14 protein-coding genes are annotated in these 17,672 nt (G+C 61.5%); 3 read left to right on the top strand and 11 right to left on the bottom strand.

The features are described from left to right. The first annotated feature begins 16 nt into the window (after positions 1–16). Together AC0J41_RS08000 and AC0J41_RS07995 are read left to right on the top strand one after the other, a co-directional pair. Entirely contained in the window at positions 17–1,138 is a 1,122-nt protein-coding gene (locus tag AC0J41_RS08000) for an HlyD family secretion protein (RefSeq protein WP_473015094.1), read from the top strand. After that, positions 1,135–2,727, top strand: coding sequence for a DHA2 family efflux MFS transporter permease subunit (locus AC0J41_RS07995; RefSeq protein WP_473015093.1), 1,593 nt, complete (start codon positions 1,135–1,137; stop codon positions 2,725–2,727). Before AC0J41_RS08000 ends, AC0J41_RS07995 begins: the two co-directional genes overlap by 4 nt. A 138-nt stretch (positions 2,728–2,865) precedes the next feature. Here the strand turns inward: AC0J41_RS07995 and AC0J41_RS07990 are convergent, their stop codons facing one another. The 3 genes from AC0J41_RS07990 to AC0J41_RS07980 form a co-directional block, all read right to left on the bottom strand. Then, positions 2,866–3,306 carry a carboxymuconolactone decarboxylase family protein gene (locus AC0J41_RS07990; RefSeq protein ID WP_473015092.1) on the bottom strand — a complete coding sequence of 147 codons (441 nt, stop codon included), beginning with the start codon at positions 3,304–3,306 and terminating at the stop codon, positions 2,866–2,868. A 96-nt stretch (positions 3,307–3,402) separates the two neighbouring features. Beyond that, on the bottom strand, positions 3,403–4,845 hold the full coding sequence (locus AC0J41_RS07985; protein ID WP_473015091.1) for a mechanosensitive ion channel domain-containing protein: 1,443 nt from the start codon (positions 4,843–4,845) through the stop codon (positions 3,403–3,405). A 547-nt stretch (positions 4,846–5,392) separates the two neighbouring features. Next, positions 5,393–6,259 (bottom strand): pirin family protein, encoded by an 867-nt coding sequence (locus AC0J41_RS07980; RefSeq protein ID WP_473015090.1) that lies wholly within the window; start codon positions 6,257–6,259, stop codon positions 5,393–5,395. A gap of 473 nt (positions 6,260–6,732) precedes the next feature. Between AC0J41_RS07980 and dkgB the strand changes: the two genes are divergently transcribed. Then, positions 6,733–7,536 (top strand): 2,5-didehydrogluconate reductase DkgB, encoded by an 804-nt coding sequence (dkgB, locus tag AC0J41_RS07975; RefSeq protein ID WP_473015089.1) that lies wholly within the window; start codon positions 6,733–6,735, stop codon positions 7,534–7,536. 4 nt (positions 7,537–7,540) lie between these two features. Here the strand turns inward: dkgB and AC0J41_RS07970 are convergent, their stop codons facing one another. The 8 genes from AC0J41_RS07970 to AC0J41_RS07935 form a co-directional block, all read right to left on the bottom strand. Then, positions 7,541–10,759 (bottom strand): transporter substrate-binding domain-containing protein, encoded by a 3,219-nt coding sequence (locus tag AC0J41_RS07970; protein WP_473015088.1) that lies wholly within the window; start codon positions 10,757–10,759, stop codon positions 7,541–7,543. A gap of 8 nt (positions 10,760–10,767) precedes the next feature. Beyond that, complete coding sequence (locus AC0J41_RS07965) at positions 10,768–11,394, bottom strand: response regulator transcription factor (protein ID WP_025110413.1); 627 nt, start codon at positions 11,392–11,394, stop codon at positions 10,768–10,770. Between the two features lie 143 nt (positions 11,395–11,537). Continuing rightward, positions 11,538–11,972, bottom strand: a complete 435-nt coding sequence (locus AC0J41_RS07960) for a chemotaxis protein CheY (protein ID WP_473015087.1) — start codon at positions 11,970–11,972, stop codon at positions 11,538–11,540. An 87-nt stretch (positions 11,973–12,059) separates the two neighbouring features. Continuing rightward, on the bottom strand, positions 12,060–13,268 hold the full coding sequence (locus tag AC0J41_RS07955) for an EAL domain-containing response regulator (protein ID WP_473015086.1): 1,209 nt from the start codon (positions 13,266–13,268) through the stop codon (positions 12,060–12,062). Positions 13,269–13,362: 94 nt separating this feature from the next. Continuing rightward, positions 13,363–13,785 (bottom strand): hypothetical protein, encoded by a 423-nt coding sequence (locus tag AC0J41_RS07950; RefSeq protein ID WP_473015084.1) that lies wholly within the window; start codon positions 13,783–13,785, stop codon positions 13,363–13,365. A gap of 110 nt (positions 13,786–13,895) precedes the next feature. Further along, entirely contained in the window at positions 13,896–16,244 is a 2,349-nt protein-coding gene (locus AC0J41_RS07945) for an autotransporter outer membrane beta-barrel domain-containing protein (protein ID WP_473015083.1), read from the bottom strand. A gap of 169 nt (positions 16,245–16,413) precedes the next feature. Next, complete coding sequence (locus AC0J41_RS07940) at positions 16,414–17,187, bottom strand: OmpA family protein (protein ID WP_473015082.1); 774 nt, start codon at positions 17,185–17,187, stop codon at positions 16,414–16,416. A 10-nt stretch (positions 17,188–17,197) separates the two neighbouring features. Beyond that, positions 17,198–17,611 carry a DUF4398 domain-containing protein gene (locus tag AC0J41_RS07935; protein ID WP_025110407.1) on the bottom strand — a complete coding sequence of 138 codons (414 nt, stop codon included), beginning with the start codon at positions 17,609–17,611 and terminating at the stop codon, positions 17,198–17,200. Positions 17,612–17,672: the final 61 nt, after the last annotated feature.

The following is a 17,672-nucleotide window of genomic DNA, read 5'->3' as shown; positions in this document are numbered from 1 at the left end:
CCGCAGGTATTACGCCATGACCAGCATGCCCACCCTCGAGCCCGACCTGTCTGTTGCAGTCGCCACTGCCCAACCGCTCCTGCGCAAACGCCTGCTGCTGACCGGCGCCGGCCTGATCGCGCTGGTGGCGGTCGGCGTGTACGCCGCTCACTGGTGGGGCACCGGGCGTTTTCTGGAGGAGACCGACGATGCCTACATCGGTGGCGATGTCACGGTGATCGGGCCGAAGGTTGCCGGGTACATTGAAGAAGTGCTGGTCAGCGACAACCAGTCGGTGAAGGCCGGCGACGTGCTGATCCGTCTCGACGCACGGGACTACCGCGCCAACCTTGCCAAAGCCGAAGGCGCCGTGGCTGCCGAAGAGGCGCTGCTGGCCAACCTCGACGCCACCGAACAACTGCAACAAGCGGTGATCGGCCAGGCCCGTGCCGGCATCGATGCCACTGGCGCCGAAACCGCTCGCTCGCGGGACGACAACACCCGCTACAAACGGCTGGTGAGCACCAATGCCGTGTCGGTGGAAAGCGCCCAGCGCGCCGACGCCACTTTCAAGACCGCGCAAGCTTTGAGTGCCAGAGCCCAGGCCGAACTGCTCGCCGCACAACGCCAACTGGCGGTCATCGACACCCAGAAACAACAGGCCCGCGCCGCCCTGCAACAAGCCCGCGCTGAACGTGAGCTGGCGCAGTTGAACCTCGGCTACACCGAACTGCGCGCACCGGTTGACGGAGTGATCGGCAACCGCCGCGCGCGGGTCGGCGCCTATGCCCAGGCCGGTTCGCAGCAGTTGTCGGTGGTGCCGGCCAGCGGGCTGTGGGTCGATGCCAATTTCAAGGAAGACCAACTCGCCAGAATGCACCCCGGACAACGGGTGAGCATCCGCGCCGACGTGCTCTCCGGCCAAGAGTTCCATGGCCGCCTCGACAGCCTCGCCCCCGCCACCGGTTCGCAATTCAGCGTGCTGCCGCCGGAGAACGCCACCGGCAACTTCACCAAAATCGTCCAGAGGGTGCCCGTGCGAATCCTGCTCGACCCGGCCGACGGCGTGCTCGGCCACCTGCGGCCGGGGTTGTCGGTCACCGCCGAAGTCGACACCCGCGCGCCAGCTGAAACCGCCGCCGTGGCCGTCGCGCCATGAGCACTGCCCTCGCAGCCCCGGCGCAACCGTTCAATGCCGCCGACATGGCCACCGCGACCAAAGTGTTCGCCTTCGCCACGATGTGCATCGGCATGTTCATCGCGTTGCTGGACATCCAGATCGTTTCGGCGTCGCTGCGTGACATCGGGGGCGGACTCTCGGCGGGCACCGACGAAACCGCGTGGGTGCAGACCAGTTACCTGATCGCCGAAATCATCGTGATTCCGCTGTCGGGCTGGCTGTCGCGGGTGTTCTCCATGCGCTGGTTGTTCTGCGCTTCGGCGGTTGGCTTCACCCTGGCCAGTCTGCTCTGCGGGGTGGCCTGGAACATCCAGAGCATGATCGCCTTTCGCGCGCTGCAAGGTTTTCTCGGCGGCTCGATGATCCCGCTGGTGTTCACCACGGCGTTCTTTTTCTTCACCGGCAAACAGCGGGTGATTGCCGCTGCGACCATCGGTGCGGTGGCGTCGCTGGCGCCGACCTTGGGGCCGGTGATCGGCGGCTGGATCACCGACATTTCGTCGTGGCACTGGCTGTTCTATATCAACCTGGTTCCAGGCATTTTCGTCGCCGTGGCGGTGCCGATGCTGGTGAAAATCGACCAGCCGGAGTTGTCGCTGCTCAAAGGCGCGGACTACCTGAGCATGGTGTTTCTCGCGCTGTTTCTCGGCTGCCTTGAATACACCCTCGAAGAAGGCCCGCGCTGGAACTGGTTCAGCGATCAGACGATTCTGACCACGGCATGGATCAGCGCATTGGCGGGTCTGGCCTTTATCGGCCGCACGTTGCATGTGGCCAATCCGATCGTCGATCTGCGCGCCCTCAAGGACCGCAACTTCGCGCTCGGCTGCTTCTTTTCCTTCGTCACCGGCATTGGCCTGTTCGCGACGATTTACCTGACGCCGCTGTTTCTCGGGCGAGTGCGCGGTTACAGCGCGCTGGACATTGGACTGGCGGTTTTTTCCACCGGGGTGTTCCAGATCATGGCGATTCCGCTGTACGCCTTTCTCGCCAATCGTATGGATTTGCGCTGGATCATGATGATCGGGCTGGGCTTGTTTGCGTTGTCGATGTGGGAATTCAGTCCGATCACCCACGACTGGGGCGCCGCTCAGTTGATGCTGCCGCAAGCGTTGCGCGGGATCGCCCAGCAACTGGCGGTGCCGCCGGCAGTGACTCTGACTCTGGGAGGCCTGGCACCGGCGCGGCTCAAGCACGCCTCGGGCCTGTTCAACCTGATGCGCAACCTCGGTGGAGCGATCGGGATTGCCGCCTGTGCGACCATTCTCAACGACCGCACCAACCTGCACTTCACCCGTTTGGCCGAACATCTGAACAGCAGCAACGAGGCGATGAACCAGTGGCTGGCGCAGGTCAGCGGCAATCTCGCGACGCTGGGCCAGAGCGGTGACGTCGGGATCACCGCCGGCCTGCATCAACTGTGGCTGCTGACGTACCGCGAGGCGCAAACCCAGACCTACGGCGACACCTTCCTGATGATCATGCTGTGCTTCGTCATCGCCACGGCGATGGTGCCCTTGATGCGCAAGGTGCAACCACCGGCCGCGCCGAGTGCGGATGCGCACTGATCACCCTTCTGAGTGGTATGCACTTTCCACTGTGGGAGCGGGCTTGCTCGCGAAAGCGGTGTGTCAGATAACCACTAATGTGACTGACACGACGCCTTCGCGAGCAAGCCCGCTCCCACAGTTATCGACCGTGAACGGTCAGAGCTGTGGGGTTTTACGGAAGCCTACCGCCAGACGGTTCCAGCTGTTGATGGTGCTGATCGCCACCGTCAGGTTGACCATTTCCTTGGGCGAGAACTGCGCGGCGACGACTTCGTAGTCTTCGTCCGGGGCGTGAGTCAGGCTCAGTTGGGTCAGCGATTCGGTCCACAGCAGCGCAGCGCGTTCACGCTCGGTGAAGAACGGCGCTTCACGCCATGCGGTCACCGCGAACAACCGGCGTGGGGTCTCGCCACCTTTGATCGCATCGGCGGTGTGCATGTCGATGCAGAACGCGCAGCCATTGATCTGCGAAGCGCGCAGCTTGACCAGTTCGACCAGGGTCTTTTCAAGCGGCAGTTTCGAGACCGCGGTTTCCAGCGCGATCATCGCTTTCAGGGCGTCAGGGGAAGCGGTGTAGAAATCGGTACGAGCTTTCATGGTGAGTGTCCGGGGCCAGTGAATGTGTGACTAAGGTAGTCCCGACCCTGCCCCGGGCAAATAGCCAATCTCCCGGAAGACGAGTAGACCACCGCGTCACACCCGGTTGCGCAACCACTGCAGGAAGCCGGTTTTTGCCACCACGGCCGGCACGTCCTGGGTCAGCGTCTGGGCCTTGTGCAGTCGGTAATCGAGCAAGGCCTTCATCGCCTCGTTGATGTCGTGGCGGGCATCCAGGCAGGGTTTGAGGTAGGTCTTCTCGATGCGGTACAGCGCGCAGAAGGTTTTCGCCGCGAAGGTGGCCGGCACCGAAGAATCGGACAGGATACCGGCCTCGCCGATCACCTCCCCCGGCCCCATGCGCCCGGATTCGAACGGGCTGCCGTGGCGGGTCAGGGTCACGGTGACCACACCGGATTCGATGATGAACAAATGATCGCTGACCTCCCCGGCGTCGAGAATCGTCTCGCCGGCACGAAAGGTTTGCAGGGTCATGTTCTGGCTGAAGGTATCTTTCTCTTCCTGGCGCAAGGTGGAGAAAATCGGTGAACTGTCGAGCAGCGCCCGTGGCCGCGACAGGCCGCTTGGCGCATTCGGTTCCACACTCGACAACAGATTGACCCCGGACGCCTGCAAGTGCCGGTAGGCCAGATCGAACAGCTGATTGCGCACCGGACGTTTCTGGTCCATCGACGACACGAAGCCACTGATTTCGTATTCGACGCCGGTGCTGCTGGAGCTTTTCAGCGCCACGCTCGGCGAAGGGTTGTCCAGCAACGGACGGCAACCCTGCATCGCCCGTTCGAGTGCGTCGATCACCGTGGTCGGTCGCGCATGCGGGCTGACCTGCACACTGACGGCCAGGCCGAACATATTGCTCGGCCGGCTGAAGTTGATGATCTTGGCCTTGGCCGCCAGCGAGTTGGGGATCACCGCCATGCTGCCCTGACTGGTTTGCAGACGCGTGGCGCGCCAGTCGATGTCGATGACCCGGCCTTCGGTACCATCGATCGAGATCCAGTCATCGATCTGGTACGGCTTGGTGGTGTTGAGCACGATCCCGGAGAACACGTCGCTCAGGGTGCTCTGCAACGCCAGACCGACGATGATCGCCAAGGCTCCGGAGGTCGCCAGCACGCCTTTGACCGGCAGATCGAGCACATAGGCCAGCGCGGCGATGATTGCAATCAGGAAGATCACCGCACCGAGCAGGTCCTGCAACAGGCGCCCGGTGTGCCCGACCCGCTGCATCATCACCGCGCCGATCAACACGGTCAGGGTGCGCGCGCCGAACAGCCACCAGCCGATCTGCAACCCGGTCGCCGCCAGGTGCAGCGGCACGTTGTCGGCCCACGGCGCCGGCTCCATCGGGTTGAGGCCTTCGTTGAACAGTACCGCACTGAACAGGCCGAAAATCAGCACCCGCACCAGCAGCTTCCACTCGCTGCCACGGGAGCTGATCAGGCGCCACAGGCCCAGATCGAGGAGGATCAGGATCAACGCGCAAAACAACGGATGTTCAGTCAAAAAAGACAACATCAAAGCACTCCGACACGGGCCAATCGCGAGAAGATCGCACAGATTGGGCAAGTGTAGGAGTAATTGATTTGGCAGGATGAACCCGTCCCCGAAAACACCCCAAAATCCCTGTAGGAGTGAGCCTGCTCGCGATGGCGGTGTGAGCCAACATCATCGGTGACTGACCCAGCGCTTTCGTGAGCAAGCCCACTCCCACAGGGGTTTTGTGGTGTGTCAGAGGTCGAGTGTGTCTGGGTGACTCAGAGCAAAGTGCAGGAACTGTCTGGAATAGAGATTCCTGTGGGAGGGGGCTTGCTCCCGAAGGCGGTGGGTCAGCCAGCATCATCGCTGAATGACCCGCCGCTTTCGTGAGCAAGCCCACTCCCACATGGGTTTTGTGGTGTGTCAGGGGTCGAGTGTGTGGCTTGTTGCCTCGGAGCAAAGTGCAGGAGCTGCCTGGAATACAGTTCCCCTGTGGGAGGGGGCTTGCTCCCGAAGGCGGTGGGCAGGCCGTCCCTGGCCTTCGAACCGGCCTACGCGTCCTGTGTAGAGCGCAGTGTTTTTTGCGTCAAGCATGCATCTGGCCGAAACGGCCGGACTGGAAGTCGGCGAACGCCTGGTGAATTTCCTGTTCGGTGTTCATCACGAACGGGCCGTGGCCGACAATCGGTTCGTCGATAGGCTCGCCGCTGAGCAGCAACACCACTGCGTCCTGGCTGGCTTCAAGCGTCAACTGATAACCGTCACGCTCGAACAGCGCCAACTGCCCTACGCGCACCGTTTCCAGACCGTTGACCTGCACCGAACCTTTCAACACCACCAATGCCGTGTTGCGACCTTCGTGCAGGTCCAGCGTCAGCAATTTGCCGGCATTCAGGCGCAGGTCCCACACGTCGATCGGGGTGAAGGTGCGCGACGGACCGGTGTGGCCATCGAACTCACCGGCGATCAGGCGCAGGCTGCCGGCGTTGTCCTTGAGCGCGATGCTCGGAATGTCGCTGTCGAGAATGGTCTGGTAGCCCGGCGCAGCCATTTTGTCCTTGGCGGGCAGGTTGACCCACAGCTGCACCATCTCCAGGTTGCCACCGGTTTTGGCGAAGTTATCCGAGTGGAATTCTTCATGCAGGATCCCCGAAGCGGCGGTCATCCATTGCACATCGCCCGGGCCGATAACACCGCCACTGCCGGTCGAATCGCGGTGCTGCACTTCGCCCTCGTAGACGATTGTCACGGTTTCGAAACCACGGTGCGGATGCTGACCAACGCCACGGCGCTCGGTGGTCGGGGTGAATGACGCCGGACCGGCGTGATCGAGCAGCAGGAACGGGCTGATGTGCTTGCCCAGATTGTCGTATGAAAACAGTGTGCGAACCGGGAAACCATCGCCGACCCAATGGCCGCGCGGGCTGGTGTAGATACCAATGATGTTTTTCATGGTTGTCTCCAATTGGGGTGAGTGATGCACTGGATTAAGCATAAATCCGTATCCATTAATGCACTAGACTGCAAAAATCGGCCTTAGCGTTCTATCTGGAGAACGATGGTGGAAGACCTCAACAGCCTCTACTACTTCACCCAAGTGGTGGAACATCATGGATTCGCCGCCGGAAGGGCGTCGGGGACTGCTACCGTCGGTGCGCACGTTGATTGATTTTCCTGGGGAGGATTTTGCGCAGAGCGATATAGCCTGAATCGTTGGTGCGGCCTTCGCGAGCAGGCTCGCTCCCACAGGAGACCGCAATCCAATGTGGGAGCGAGCCTGCTCGCGAAGAGGCCAGCCCAGACCACACAACTCCTGGGAAAGATTCATGACTTCTGCTCAACAGTGCTTTGCCCCACCAGCGGTTTTTCTCAAGGACGCAGACGCGGATACTCCTGCCCATTCCCACTGCAACCCTGGAGTCATCAATGTCTGTTCCCGCTTTTGGTCTGGGTACGTTTCGCCTGCAAGGTCAGGTGGTCATCGATTCGGTGAGCACGGGCCTTGAACTCGGTTACCGGGCCATCGACACCGCGCAGATCTATGAAAACGAAGCCGAGGTCGGCCAGGCCATCGCTGCCAGCGGTATCGCCCGCGACGAGTTGTTCATCACCAGCAAGATCTGGGTCGCCAACTTCGCTCAGGACCGCCTGATCGACAGTCTCAAGGAAAGCCTGCACAAGCTGCAAACCGATTATCTGGACCTGACGCTCATTCACTGGCCATCACCGGAAAACCAGGTGCCGGTCGCCGAATTCATGGGCGCGCTGCTGGAAGCCAAGCGTCTGGGCCTGACGCGGCAGATCGGTATTTCCAACTTCACCGTCGAGCTGATGCAACAGGCGATCGCAGCCGTCGGTGCCGACCACATCGCCACCAACCAGATCGAATTGCACCCGTACCTGCAAAACCGCAAAGTGGTCGAGTTCGCCCAGAGCCAGGGCATCCAGATCACCTCGTACATGACCCTCGCCTATGGCGAAGTGCTCAAGGACCCGCTGATCCAGCAGATCGCCGCACGCCTGCAGGCCACCCCGGCGCAAGTCACCCTGGCCTGGGCGATGCAACTGGGTTACGCGGTGATTCCGTCGTTGACCAAACGCGCCAACCTGCAAAGCAACCTCGGCGCGACCGCGCTGACCCTGAGCGACGCCGACATGGCGTTGATCGCCACGCTGGACCGCGGCCAGCGCCTGACCAGCCCGAAAGGCATCGCCCCGCAGTGGGATTGATCGGTCAGCCTTGAAGACGCTGCGCGAGGCTCAGCATGGCCACGCGCAGCGCCTCCACCGAGCGCTCGACCGCTTGGGTTTCAGCGTCTCGACAGGCCTGTTCAAGATCCGCACAGGCCGCCGCCACTCGCGCGGCACCGACCATCTGCGCACCGCCCTTGATGTGATGCGCCAGAGTGCGTAAATCGCCCGGATCAAGGGTGGGACGCAAATCTTCCAGCCGTTGCAGATCGTCCTGCAGGCTGCGCAACACCTGGTCGCGCAGTCGTTGCATCACCGCGTGATCGTCTCCGGCCATCTGCTCCAGCGCGCTCAGATCGAGTTCGGTCAACGGCGCTGCCAGGTTCGGGTCGAGGTCTCTCTCCTGGTGACTGGCAGCGCGCAACGCCAGATCCAGATCAGCCAGGCGGATCGGCTTGAACAGGCAATCGTCCATGCCAGCCGCAAGACAGCGCACCTTCTCCTCGATCTGTGCATTGGCGGTAAAGCCGAGAATCAGGCAACGCGCCCTGCCACTCGCCGCCTCGGCGTCACGAATCGCCCGAGCGAGTTCGTAACCGTTGCGTCGCGGCATGTTGCAGTCGGTGATGAGCGCATCAAACGGCTGTGCCCGCCAGCGCTCCAGGCCCTGCTCACCGTCGTCAAGGTCGACCGTACGGTGGCCGAGTTCACTCAGTTGCCAGCACAGCAACAGACGGTTGACCGGATGGTCGTCCACCACCAGCACACTCAATGAGCGCGCGGGTTTATCCACGACTTCGGGGCGTGTCGACTCAAGCTTGCGCGGGCTCAGCCGTGGCAACTGCAGTCTGACTTCCACCCGGGTTCCGTGGCCCGGCGTGCTGTCGAGGTGCAGCGTGCCGCCCATCATTTCGCAGAGGCTGCGGCTGATCACCAGCCCCAGTCCCGAGCCGCTGCGCGCTGACTGGCCAGGATTGCCGGCCTGAACAAACGGGCTGAACAGGCGCTGTTGGTCTTCGGCGCTGATACCGATGCCGCTGTCGGCAATCTCCACCGTCACGTCCAACAGCCCGAGCGGCGTCGCGCTCACCGACAATTGCAGGCTCACCTGGCCGTGTTCGGTGAACTTGATCGCATTGCTCAACAGGTTCGACAGCACTTGCTTGAAGCGTGTCGGATCGAGCATCACGTCGACTTCACTGTGAGCATCCAGCTCGACGCGCCACACCAGGTGTTTCTGTCGCGCCAGCCCTTCGAACACCCGGCACACCGAGTTCACCAGTTCGTGCAGATTGGCCCGTTCCGGTGCCAGGGAAAGATGCCCCGACTCAATGCGCGCGATGTCGAGAATGTCGCCGATCAACGCCAGTAATTGCTGGCCGGCACCGGACGCCACCTGAATCGCCAAGCGGTCGGTCACACCCTCCTCGGCCCGTTTAAGCGCCAGTTCGAGCATGCCGATCAAGGCGTTCATCGGGGTGCGGATTTCATGACTCATGGTCGCCAGAAACGTGGTCTTGGCCCGGTTGGCGTCGTCGGCGGCATCCTTGGCCTGCTGCAGTTGATGCAGCCATTGCTGACGCTGACGCAATTGCCAGCGCTGAAAACCGATCCAGGCCAATGCCAGCAACAACAACCCCGCTGCAGCGGCAAACCCCAGCACAATCTCGCGCCGGTGGCGCAGCCAATAGCTCTCCTCCACCACCACATCATGGCTCCAGCGCTCGACCAGTTCGTCCATCTGCTGCGGTGCGATGCTCAGCAGCGCCTTGTTCAGGATCGTGTGCAGCGCCGTGGCCTGCGGTGCGGTAGCCAGAGCGATGCGAGCCGGCTGATCGCCGATGGTGTTGGTGACGCGCAGGCGCTCGCGGTAATGGCGGGCAATCAGAAAGCGCGCCACCAGCAATGAACTGACGGTCGCATCGGCCTGGCCTTTGACAATCAGTTCCATGCCCTCGGCGGGGCTGCTGACCTCGACCAGACGCACTCGCGGCAGGCGCCGCAGAATGTAGTCGCGCAACGGATGACCGCGATAAATCGCCAGCCGTTTGCCTTGCAGGTCGTCGAGGCTACGAGGGCTGCGGGGCGCTGTCGATCCGACCAGCACAAACGGATTGTTCAGGTATGCACGGGTGAACTGCAGCTCGGCTTCGCGCTCACTGCTGGGCGTCACCACCGGCAACACGTCGAGTTCACCGGCCTTGAGCTGCTCGATCTGGCGGTCCAGCGATCGCCCCCGGACAACTTCGAAATGCAGCCCGGTGCGTTGACTGATGAGGTTGAGCAGTTGCGCCGACAACCCGCTGAAACGCCCCTCGGCATCAAAAAACGTCAGCGGCGCGAAGTCTTCGATCACCCCCACTCGTACCACCGGATGCTGGTCCAGCCACTCCCGCTCACTGACACTGAGGCGTACCCGAGACTGTGCGGCCACTTGCGCGCGCCCCGCACTCCAGCGTTGCTCGATCAGTTGCCGGCGTTCCATGGGAATCACCGCCAGCGCCCTGTCGATGATGCGTTTGAGGCGTACCTCGCTACGCAACAGGGCGAAACCGAAGGGGTTGGCGTCCAGCCCCGATGGCCCGGCCAGTTGCAGGTCATTGCGGTAATTGGTGTTGATCAGGTAATTGGCGCTGATCAAGTCACCCAGGTACCCGTCATCGACCCCGAACGCCACCGCACCGAGTGCGTCCATCGCGGAGGGGTAGCGCTGCACGTCCGCCCGGGGATAGAACGCCTGCACGCTGGCCAGTGGCAGATAGTCCTCGACCATGGCGATGCGTTTGCCCGCCAGATCCGCCGGTAACGTTTCATCGAGCCGGGTCACCAGCATCGGCTGGTCTTCGGCGTAGGGGCGCGACAGCCTGAAGTCCGGGTCGGCCAGTTCAAAATTGTTGGAAGTGCCCAGCAGGTCCAGCTCGCCGCGTTTGAGCGCGGCCATCACCGCGTCACGGTTGGCGTAGCGCTGCACGTCGATGCGCACACCGAGCAATTGCGCCAGCAACTCGGCGTAATCGGCGGTGAGCCCTTCCAGCTCTTGCTGATTGCGGGTGATTTCGAACGGTGGATAATCCGGGCCGGAGATGCCCATGCGCAATACCGGGTGCTGGCGCAGCCATTGCCGGTCACGCTCATCGAGCGCGATGTGGATATTGTCCAGTCCGGCTTGCGGCAACAACTCAAGGCGTTGCGGCGAGTCACTGGCCCAACAGGTGGTCGTGATGCTCAACCACAACACACACAACCAGCCTCGCGAACTCATCAGGTCACTCAGATCAGATGATTGCGTTTGGCGAATTCGCGCAAGTGCACTGTCGAGTTCACCCCGAGTTTTTTCATCAAGCGGGTTTTGTAGGTGCTGACGGTTTTATGGCTCAGGTGCATGTCTTCGGCGATCAGTTTGTTGGGCTTGCCGTGCGCCAATTGCTCGAGGATGTTCAGCTCGCGATTGGAGAGTTCGTCGATCATCTGCTTTTCGCTGCGGTGCAACGGGGCCGACGTATAGTCGTTGTCAGACGGCGCCGCAAAATAGGAATAGCCCGACATCAGTGCCTGGATCGCCTTGTGCAATTGCAGCAGCTGGTTGGTTTTGGCGACGTAGCCCAAGGCGCCGGCACGCAGGCAGCGGTCCTGATAATACTGCGGGTCCTGGGAAGTGAAGATCAGCACCTTGCACCCGGGATCGTTGGCCTTGAGCCGCTCCAGCACTTCCAGGCCGCCGACCCCTGCCAGCTTGAGGTCGAGCACCACCAGTTTGGGCTTGTGCTCTCGGTGCAATGCCATGGCTTCGCTGGCGCTCGCTGCTTCGTGAATTTCCTTGAAGCGCTCGGTTTCGAGCACCAGTTTCACGGCAGCCCGCACCACCGGGTGATCGTCGACGATCAGCGCTGACTTCATGACGGCTCCCCGTGCAACAACATGACAAAGGCGCCACCGGCATCGGCTGCTCCTGACGCAGTGGCTGCGCTATGACTGTTACACGGGAATCACATGGGATCTACCTGTCAGATCTGACAGTTGCGACAAACACCAAACCGTGCTCAGGCCCGTCGTTGCAAGGCCGACGCCGGGTTCCAGACATTCGATGCGCACACCGGCCGAACATCGACGCGGGCCATCAGGTGCTCGATCGCTGCCAGGTTCGGCAATGCGGCATGGCTGATCTGCACGTTCTCCTGAGCGAAGCCTGCTGGGGTCTGCACCGGGGCTGATGGCTCGTTGTAAATCAGCACATGACGCACATGCAGGTTGTTCAGGAAAAAGTCCGGCAGGTCCAACGACCCGGCCGCCAATTCGGCATTGATGACCACTGCGTCGAACGGCTCGCAGCCGTATTCCACCAGCGTCAGCAACTCCAGCAGGCTCTGCACCGGAGCGACGCGGAAGTATTGGAGGTGGTTGAACAGGCGCTCGATTTTCATCCGGTGAAAATGCTGTGGGTCGGCAATCAGGATGCGCAGGGTTTTATTGATCATGCTCGATCTCCCGAAGGTCAGGTGGGGGTGCGCCAAGACTACGCATCGCGCCAGAACTGCTCTGTAGGATCTTTCCTAAAAATCCGCTCATTCATCTGTTCCTTTGCCATGGTTGCGCCGTTGCAGCCAATTCAACAGATCGGCCCCCGCCATCGGCCGTGCGTACCAGTAGCCCTGCCCTTGCGTACACCCCAGCGCCAGCAATTCACGACGCTGCGCATCGGTTTCGATGCCTTCGATCACCACCGCCATGCCCAGTGTTTCACCCAGCGCCAGGGTGCTGCTGATTGCCGCCCGGCAACGTGGCTCATGCTCAAGGCTGCGGATGAACTCGGCGTCGAGCTTGATTTCGTTGAACGGCAACTGACACAGACGTTGCAATGAAGAAAACCCGGCGCCGAAGTCATCGATGGACAAGCGACAGCCCATCATCCGCAGCCGCACCAGGCTCTCCAGACTGGTGGCCGGTGCTTCCAGCAAGCCACTTTCGGTCAGTTCGAAAGTCAGGCTCGAACCCGTCACAGCATGCCGCGCCAGCGTGGTTTTAAGGGTGTTGGCCAGTTCCGGATGGGCCAATTGCACGGTTTGCAGATTGAACGCCATGTTCAGTGCAAAGCCTTTGGCCCGGGCGCTCTGGTGCAGCTTCAGCGCCTGCTCCAGCTGGGAAAACAGCAAGTCGTCGAGCAAGCCGCAGCGCTCCAGCACCGGCATGAACTGCGCCGGGGCAATAATTCCCCGGGTCGGGTGCAGCCAGCGGCACAACACCTCGACACCGCAGACCTCACCGGTGTGCAGATTGAATTTGGGTTGATACCAGGCATGCAGTTGCTGCTCGGCCAACGCCTGGCGTACCGAAGCCTCACTGGCCAACGTCACAGCCCCCGCCGGGCTATCGGCGACGGGCGGCCGGTCGATGAACGTGTCCAACAGCCCGGCCAACACCTGCGCTTGCATCGGTTTACCGACATCGCCCAACAGCTTCAGGCCGAGCAGCGTGACCATCTGATGCACCGCGCGACGCAGATCCGCCGACAACGAACTGCAGATGATCACCGCCTTCACTTGCCCCGATGCCCCGATCCGTTGCAGGAATTCCAGGCCGTCCATGCCCTCCATCTGCAAATCGCACAGGGCGATGTCGACCGTGCCAACCTCATCCAGCAGCGCCAGCGCCTGCGCCCCATCACTGGCTTCAAACACCTGATGGCATCCCAGGCTCTGCAGCATGCTCACCGCCACCGAACGCTGGAACGGGTGGTCTTCAAGCACCAGGATACGAAGCGGCGGGTTGCACATGGTGGTGGGCTCGTTGTGGGTGAAAGGCCTGTGAGTGTCCGCTACCTGAGCGTTCAACTCGTGAGGAAAGGTCTGAAGCTGCGTGGGAAATGTCCTAGACATCGAGGTGCTCCAGCACGGCGCCAAGGCTCTGGCGATCCGGCGTACGCAGCATCAACAGCTGTCTTCGACCGGTTACGAATATCGCCTCGGCCCGGGGCTGACCACGCCGGGCATCGTGAATCACGCCATGGCGGATCTGCGGGTTGCCCTGAAAGAACCGCACCGGATCAATCCCTGCGGCGGCAATCAGTTCGCCATTGATGATCAGCAGATCGTATTGCTCGAACGGGTCATGAGCGTAGTGCGTCAACGCCAGCAGTTCACGAAACGAACGGATTGGCGTGAGATCGCGATAGCCCAGCTCGTGAAAGACTCGAACAATCCGGGACTGCAGAACGGGCTGCTCTTCGACGATTACAATTCGCCTGCACTTGTAGGACATAGAATTCAACAGCGTGGGAAATGTGCTGATCACGCTAACCAAGTCCCCTGGTGATCTATGTAGGACAAGTCCTAAAGACAGGCAGAAACCTCTGGAAAGCCGACAAGATCGCCGCACAGGTCTGACCCATGCGGCGATTATTCTTACCAGAGGTAGCGATAGCCCACGGTCACACCGAAGGGTTGCTCGATGTCATTGCCTTTGGCGTACTCGGCATCCAGCGAAATCTTGCTCTTCTCGCTGACCTGCAATACACCGCCGAAACCCAGTTCGACACGATTGCCCGGCAGATCGGCATCGAGCGAATTGCCATTCACCCGCACCTTGCTGGCGCCTGCATGCTCGGTGACGTAGGACGCCTTGACGTACGGCTGGGCTTTCATGCCGTTGCTCAGTTCCAGACTGCGCCCAAACAACGAGCCGACGCGGCTCTGCAGCGAATCGAGGTCATCGGACTTGACCCGCAGCCCGTTGCTGGCGGTGTAGCTCGCACCTTGTACGCGGGTGGCGGTGATTTCGACTTGCGGCTCGACGAACCAACCGTCCTTCAGCGCAATGCGTTTACCCACCTCGATGTCCGCACCAATGCCGTTGGTGTTGTAGGACGCCTTGACCGACTCGCCCAGATTGCTCGGGGTCTTGATGTCGTTGTCGAAGCGGCTGTACTTCAACACGCTGTCGACATAGACACCGTTGTCATTCAGGTAGGTGGCATAGACACCGAACATACGGCTGTCGATCTCGCCGGACGCACCTTCTCCGAAGTCCAGGTCCGAGCGGGCCGTGCCGAGCATGCCACCGATATAGACTTTGCCGCTGTCGAGGGCGAACGCCTTGTCGGCGCCCACTTCCAGACCGCTGATGTCTTGGCGGTAGGCACGGCTGGAGTGCTCGCTGACATCCAAGCGCTTGCCGATGGCCCGAGTCCAGATACCGCCGTCATCCTGGCCCATGCGCAACTCGCCCAGGCGTTTGACCAGTGCGTTCATTTGCGCACTCCAGAGACCTGCACTTGCGGTGTGTGCGGCAATCGCGGCGTTGCTGCCCTTGGACAGATGCTCCGGCCCCGGGTCCACCGGACGCGGGGGAGTGACCGGATCAACCGGCGTTATCGGATCGACGGGCGTCACCGGACCCACCGGTTTACCCGGGTCGACAGGCGCCACCGGATCCACCGGTTTACCCGGATCGACAGGCGTTACCGGTTCCACCGGTTTGCCGGGATCGACAGGCGCCACCGGATCCACCGGTTTACCCGGATCGACAGGCGTTACCGGATCAACCGGTGTACCCGGATCTACGGGCGTAACCGGATCTACTGGCGTGTTCCCGGAACTGGCCAACACCCAGTCATTGCCTTGCTGCTGCAAGGTGTAGCGGAACGCGCCGGCATCGACATGCCCGCCATAGAGGCCGAACTTCGCGCTGCCGCCATGGGTGTCCACCAGCACTAGACGCCCGTCCGCCGAGGTCGGTTCGCGGCCTGAATCGCCGACGATCAGCGTGTGGTCGCCACTGGCCAGGCCAGCGCCCTGCACTACCAGCAAGTCATCATGCTGACTGGCGATATCGGTGTTCATCAGAATGCTGCCGCTGCCGGACAAGGCGTTGACGGTGAAGGTCTTGAAGCTGCCGTCGGTGCTCGGCACGAAGGCCAGGCGACCGCCGTCGAGGGTCAGCGAGTCCACGGTTTTCACGCCGTTGTCCATGATATTGACCGTGCCACCGGCGCCTGCCACTACACCGTTGGCCTGCGCGCCGCTGTACAGATTGATCTGGCCGCCGTTACTCACCGTGCTGCGGTTGGCCGTGCCAGTGTCGTAAACGCTTTGGGTACCTCCCTGGACCTGAGTGTCATTGGCCACCGCCCCACCCAAAACACCTCTGCGCAGCGTCTGTTCGCCGCCGGCTTCGATCACGCTACCGTTGGCAACGGCCATGTTGATCAGGTTCTGCACGCCGTTATTGCCAATCTGTGTGTCATTGGCGATGGACATGACATCCAGGGTCTGCACGCTACCGGCGTTGATCAGCGTGCGGTTGGCCGTAGAACGGGTCACCGTCTGCTGGCTGGCGTTGAGAACGGTGTCATTGGCAGTGCCGCTGGCACCGACCAGTTGTGTACCGCCGTTGTTGACCACCGTGCCATGGCTGACACCACTGGAGACACTCTGCGTCGCACCGTCGACCAAGGTGTCGTGCGTGACGCCATTCATGAACACATTTTGCGAGCCACTGCCACTCACGGTCGTACGATACGCCGTGCCAGAGGTGCCGATCGATTGCAGTCCGGCGGTGACATTTTCGTCATAGACCACTGCTCCGCTGTTGACCGAAGCGGTATAGGCGCTGGCGTGCAGCGGTACAAGCAAGGCTACCGCTACCGCGACGGGCGTTCGACGAAATGCAGGAACAAAGGCTTTCATGCGCTTGACCTCAGGGGGGCCGATCTCGACATCGGCGCTTTTCGGACTGAGTTCGAAACACGCCATGGCACTGTTCAAACCCGAAGAGGCTGCCAATTTAGAGAGCTGAGCGAAAATTCTGAGTAGGAAAATTCCCTATGCTTGTAGGAAATTTCCCAAGAGAACTGATCGGTGTTGACCGCCAGTGTCAGCACAATCAAACAAGCGAGCCCATTGCAGGCTCGCTTGCCATGGATCAACCGCGAGTACCGACGGGCGCCGCACCGTAGGAAATAATCACCTCCACCCGACGATTGAGCTGACGCGAGTGCGCACTGCCGTTGTCGGCAATCGGAAACTGCTTGCCGTAACCCTTGGTGATCAGGCGATCAGCGCTGATGCCCATGCGCTTCAGCGCAAATGCCACCGCATCGGCACGCCGCTCCGACAGACGCTGATTGAAGTCATCGCTGCCCACGTCATCGGTAAAGCCTTCAATCCGCACTTTGCGCTCCGGGTTGGCCGTCAGGTACTGCGCCAACTGCTCGAAGTTGCGTTGGCTGCCGTACTTCAAATCGGCCTTGCCGGTGTCGAACAGCACGTCACCGAAAGTCACCACTTCGCCACGCTCGGTCTTCTGCGCCTTCATTGCCTGCAAGGCCCTGAGCTGCTGGGTGCGCACGTCCAGTTGCACCTGCGTGCGTTCGGCATCAATCTTTTTTAGCCCGCCTTCTGCCTGGCGCATGGCGATGGTCTGCTCGGCGACAGCGATTTTCTGGCTGGCGAGGTAGGTCAACTGCTCGACGTCCGGAGCCTTGCGATCCTTGAGTGAAGCCTGGTCGGCCTTGTTCAGGGCAATGAACGCCTCGCGGGTTTCGAGGGCTGCCAGCGTGTTCGATTCAGGTTTGTGTTGCAGTGCGGCGAACTGCGCACGGGCTTGCAGCAATTGCGGGTTCTCCGGCGGTGTGGCGCAGCCGGCGAGCACCAGCGCGCACAACGAAACGACGGGCAGTAATTTGAAAGTCGACATGAAACGTTCCTTATTGAGCGCTGGCTGGCGGGTTGAAACCGGTGGCCGGGTCTTGCAGCATTTCCTGCTTGAGCACCTGAATGCCGCTGCGCGCATCGACCAGTTGTTTCTGCCACTTGACCGCGCGCGCCTTGCGCTCGGCGAGGTTGGCATCGGCTTCGATCTGTTCGGCCAGGGTTCGCACTTGAACGTAATCACGTTCGCCCATGGCCCGCTCCATCAGAAACATCTTGTCCTGCGCGGCTTTCATCTCCAGTGGCGCGTATTGCGTCGCTTCGGCGGACACCGCGCGACTGACGGCATCCCTCGACAGGGTGATCTGCTGCTCGGGCACCGGTGCGCTGGCACAGGCACTCAAGGCCCCGGCCACGATCAGCAGGCAGGCCGATACGCGCGCGTGGGAAAACACACGTTCAATAGTCATCTAACACTCCTAACAGTGGAGTCCGGGGCCGGTCGTTATTGATCTGTGGACCCGGACGGGT

It is taken from the genome of Pseudomonas sp. Arb-4-2C (assembly GCF_055755015.1).
Note: the sequence above shows the minus strand (reverse complement) of the source record. Positions and strands in the feature narration are given on the sequence as shown.

Excerpts from the sequence above, each read along its gene's own strand:
- AC0J41_RS07985 (WP_473015091.1), bottom strand. The coding sequence starts at position 4,845 with ATGTTGTCTTTTTTGACTGAACATCCGTTGTTTTGCGCGTTGATCCTG.
- AC0J41_RS08000 (WP_473015094.1), top strand. The coding sequence starts at position 17 with ATGACCAGCATGCCCACCCTCGAGCCCGACCTGTCTGTTGCAGTCGCC.
- AC0J41_RS07960 (WP_473015087.1), bottom strand. The coding sequence starts at position 11,972 with ATGATCAATAAAACCCTGCGCATCCTGATTGCCGACCCACAGCATTTT.
- AC0J41_RS07935 (WP_025110407.1), bottom strand. The coding sequence starts at position 17,611 with ATGACTATTGAACGTGTGTTTTCCCACGCGCGCGTATCGGCCTGCCTG.
- AC0J41_RS07970 (WP_473015088.1), bottom strand. The coding sequence starts at position 10,759 with ATGAGTTCGCGAGGCTGGTTGTGTGTGTTGTGGTTGAGCATCACGACC.
- AC0J41_RS07980 (WP_473015090.1), bottom strand. The coding sequence starts at position 6,259 with ATGAAAAACATCATTGGTATCTACACCAGCCCGCGCGGCCATTGGGTC.
- AC0J41_RS07940 (WP_473015082.1), bottom strand. The coding sequence starts at position 17,187 with ATGTCGACTTTCAAATTACTGCCCGTCGTTTCGTTGTGCGCGCTGGTG.
- AC0J41_RS07990 (WP_473015092.1), bottom strand. The coding sequence starts at position 3,306 with ATGAAAGCTCGTACCGATTTCTACACCGCTTCCCCTGACGCCCTGAAA.
- AC0J41_RS07995 (WP_473015093.1), top strand. The coding sequence starts at position 1,135 with ATGAGCACTGCCCTCGCAGCCCCGGCGCAACCGTTCAATGCCGCCGAC.
- AC0J41_RS07965 (WP_025110413.1), bottom strand. The coding sequence starts at position 11,394 with ATGAAGTCAGCGCTGATCGTCGACGATCACCCGGTGGTGCGGGCTGCC.
- AC0J41_RS07955 (WP_473015086.1), bottom strand. The coding sequence starts at position 13,268 with ATGTGCAACCCGCCGCTTCGTATCCTGGTGCTTGAAGACCACCCGTTC.
- AC0J41_RS07945 (WP_473015083.1), bottom strand. The coding sequence starts at position 16,244 with ATGGCGTGTTTCGAACTCAGTCCGAAAAGCGCCGATGTCGAGATCGGC.
- dkgB (WP_473015089.1), top strand. The coding sequence starts at position 6,733 with ATGTCTGTTCCCGCTTTTGGTCTGGGTACGTTTCGCCTGCAAGGTCAG.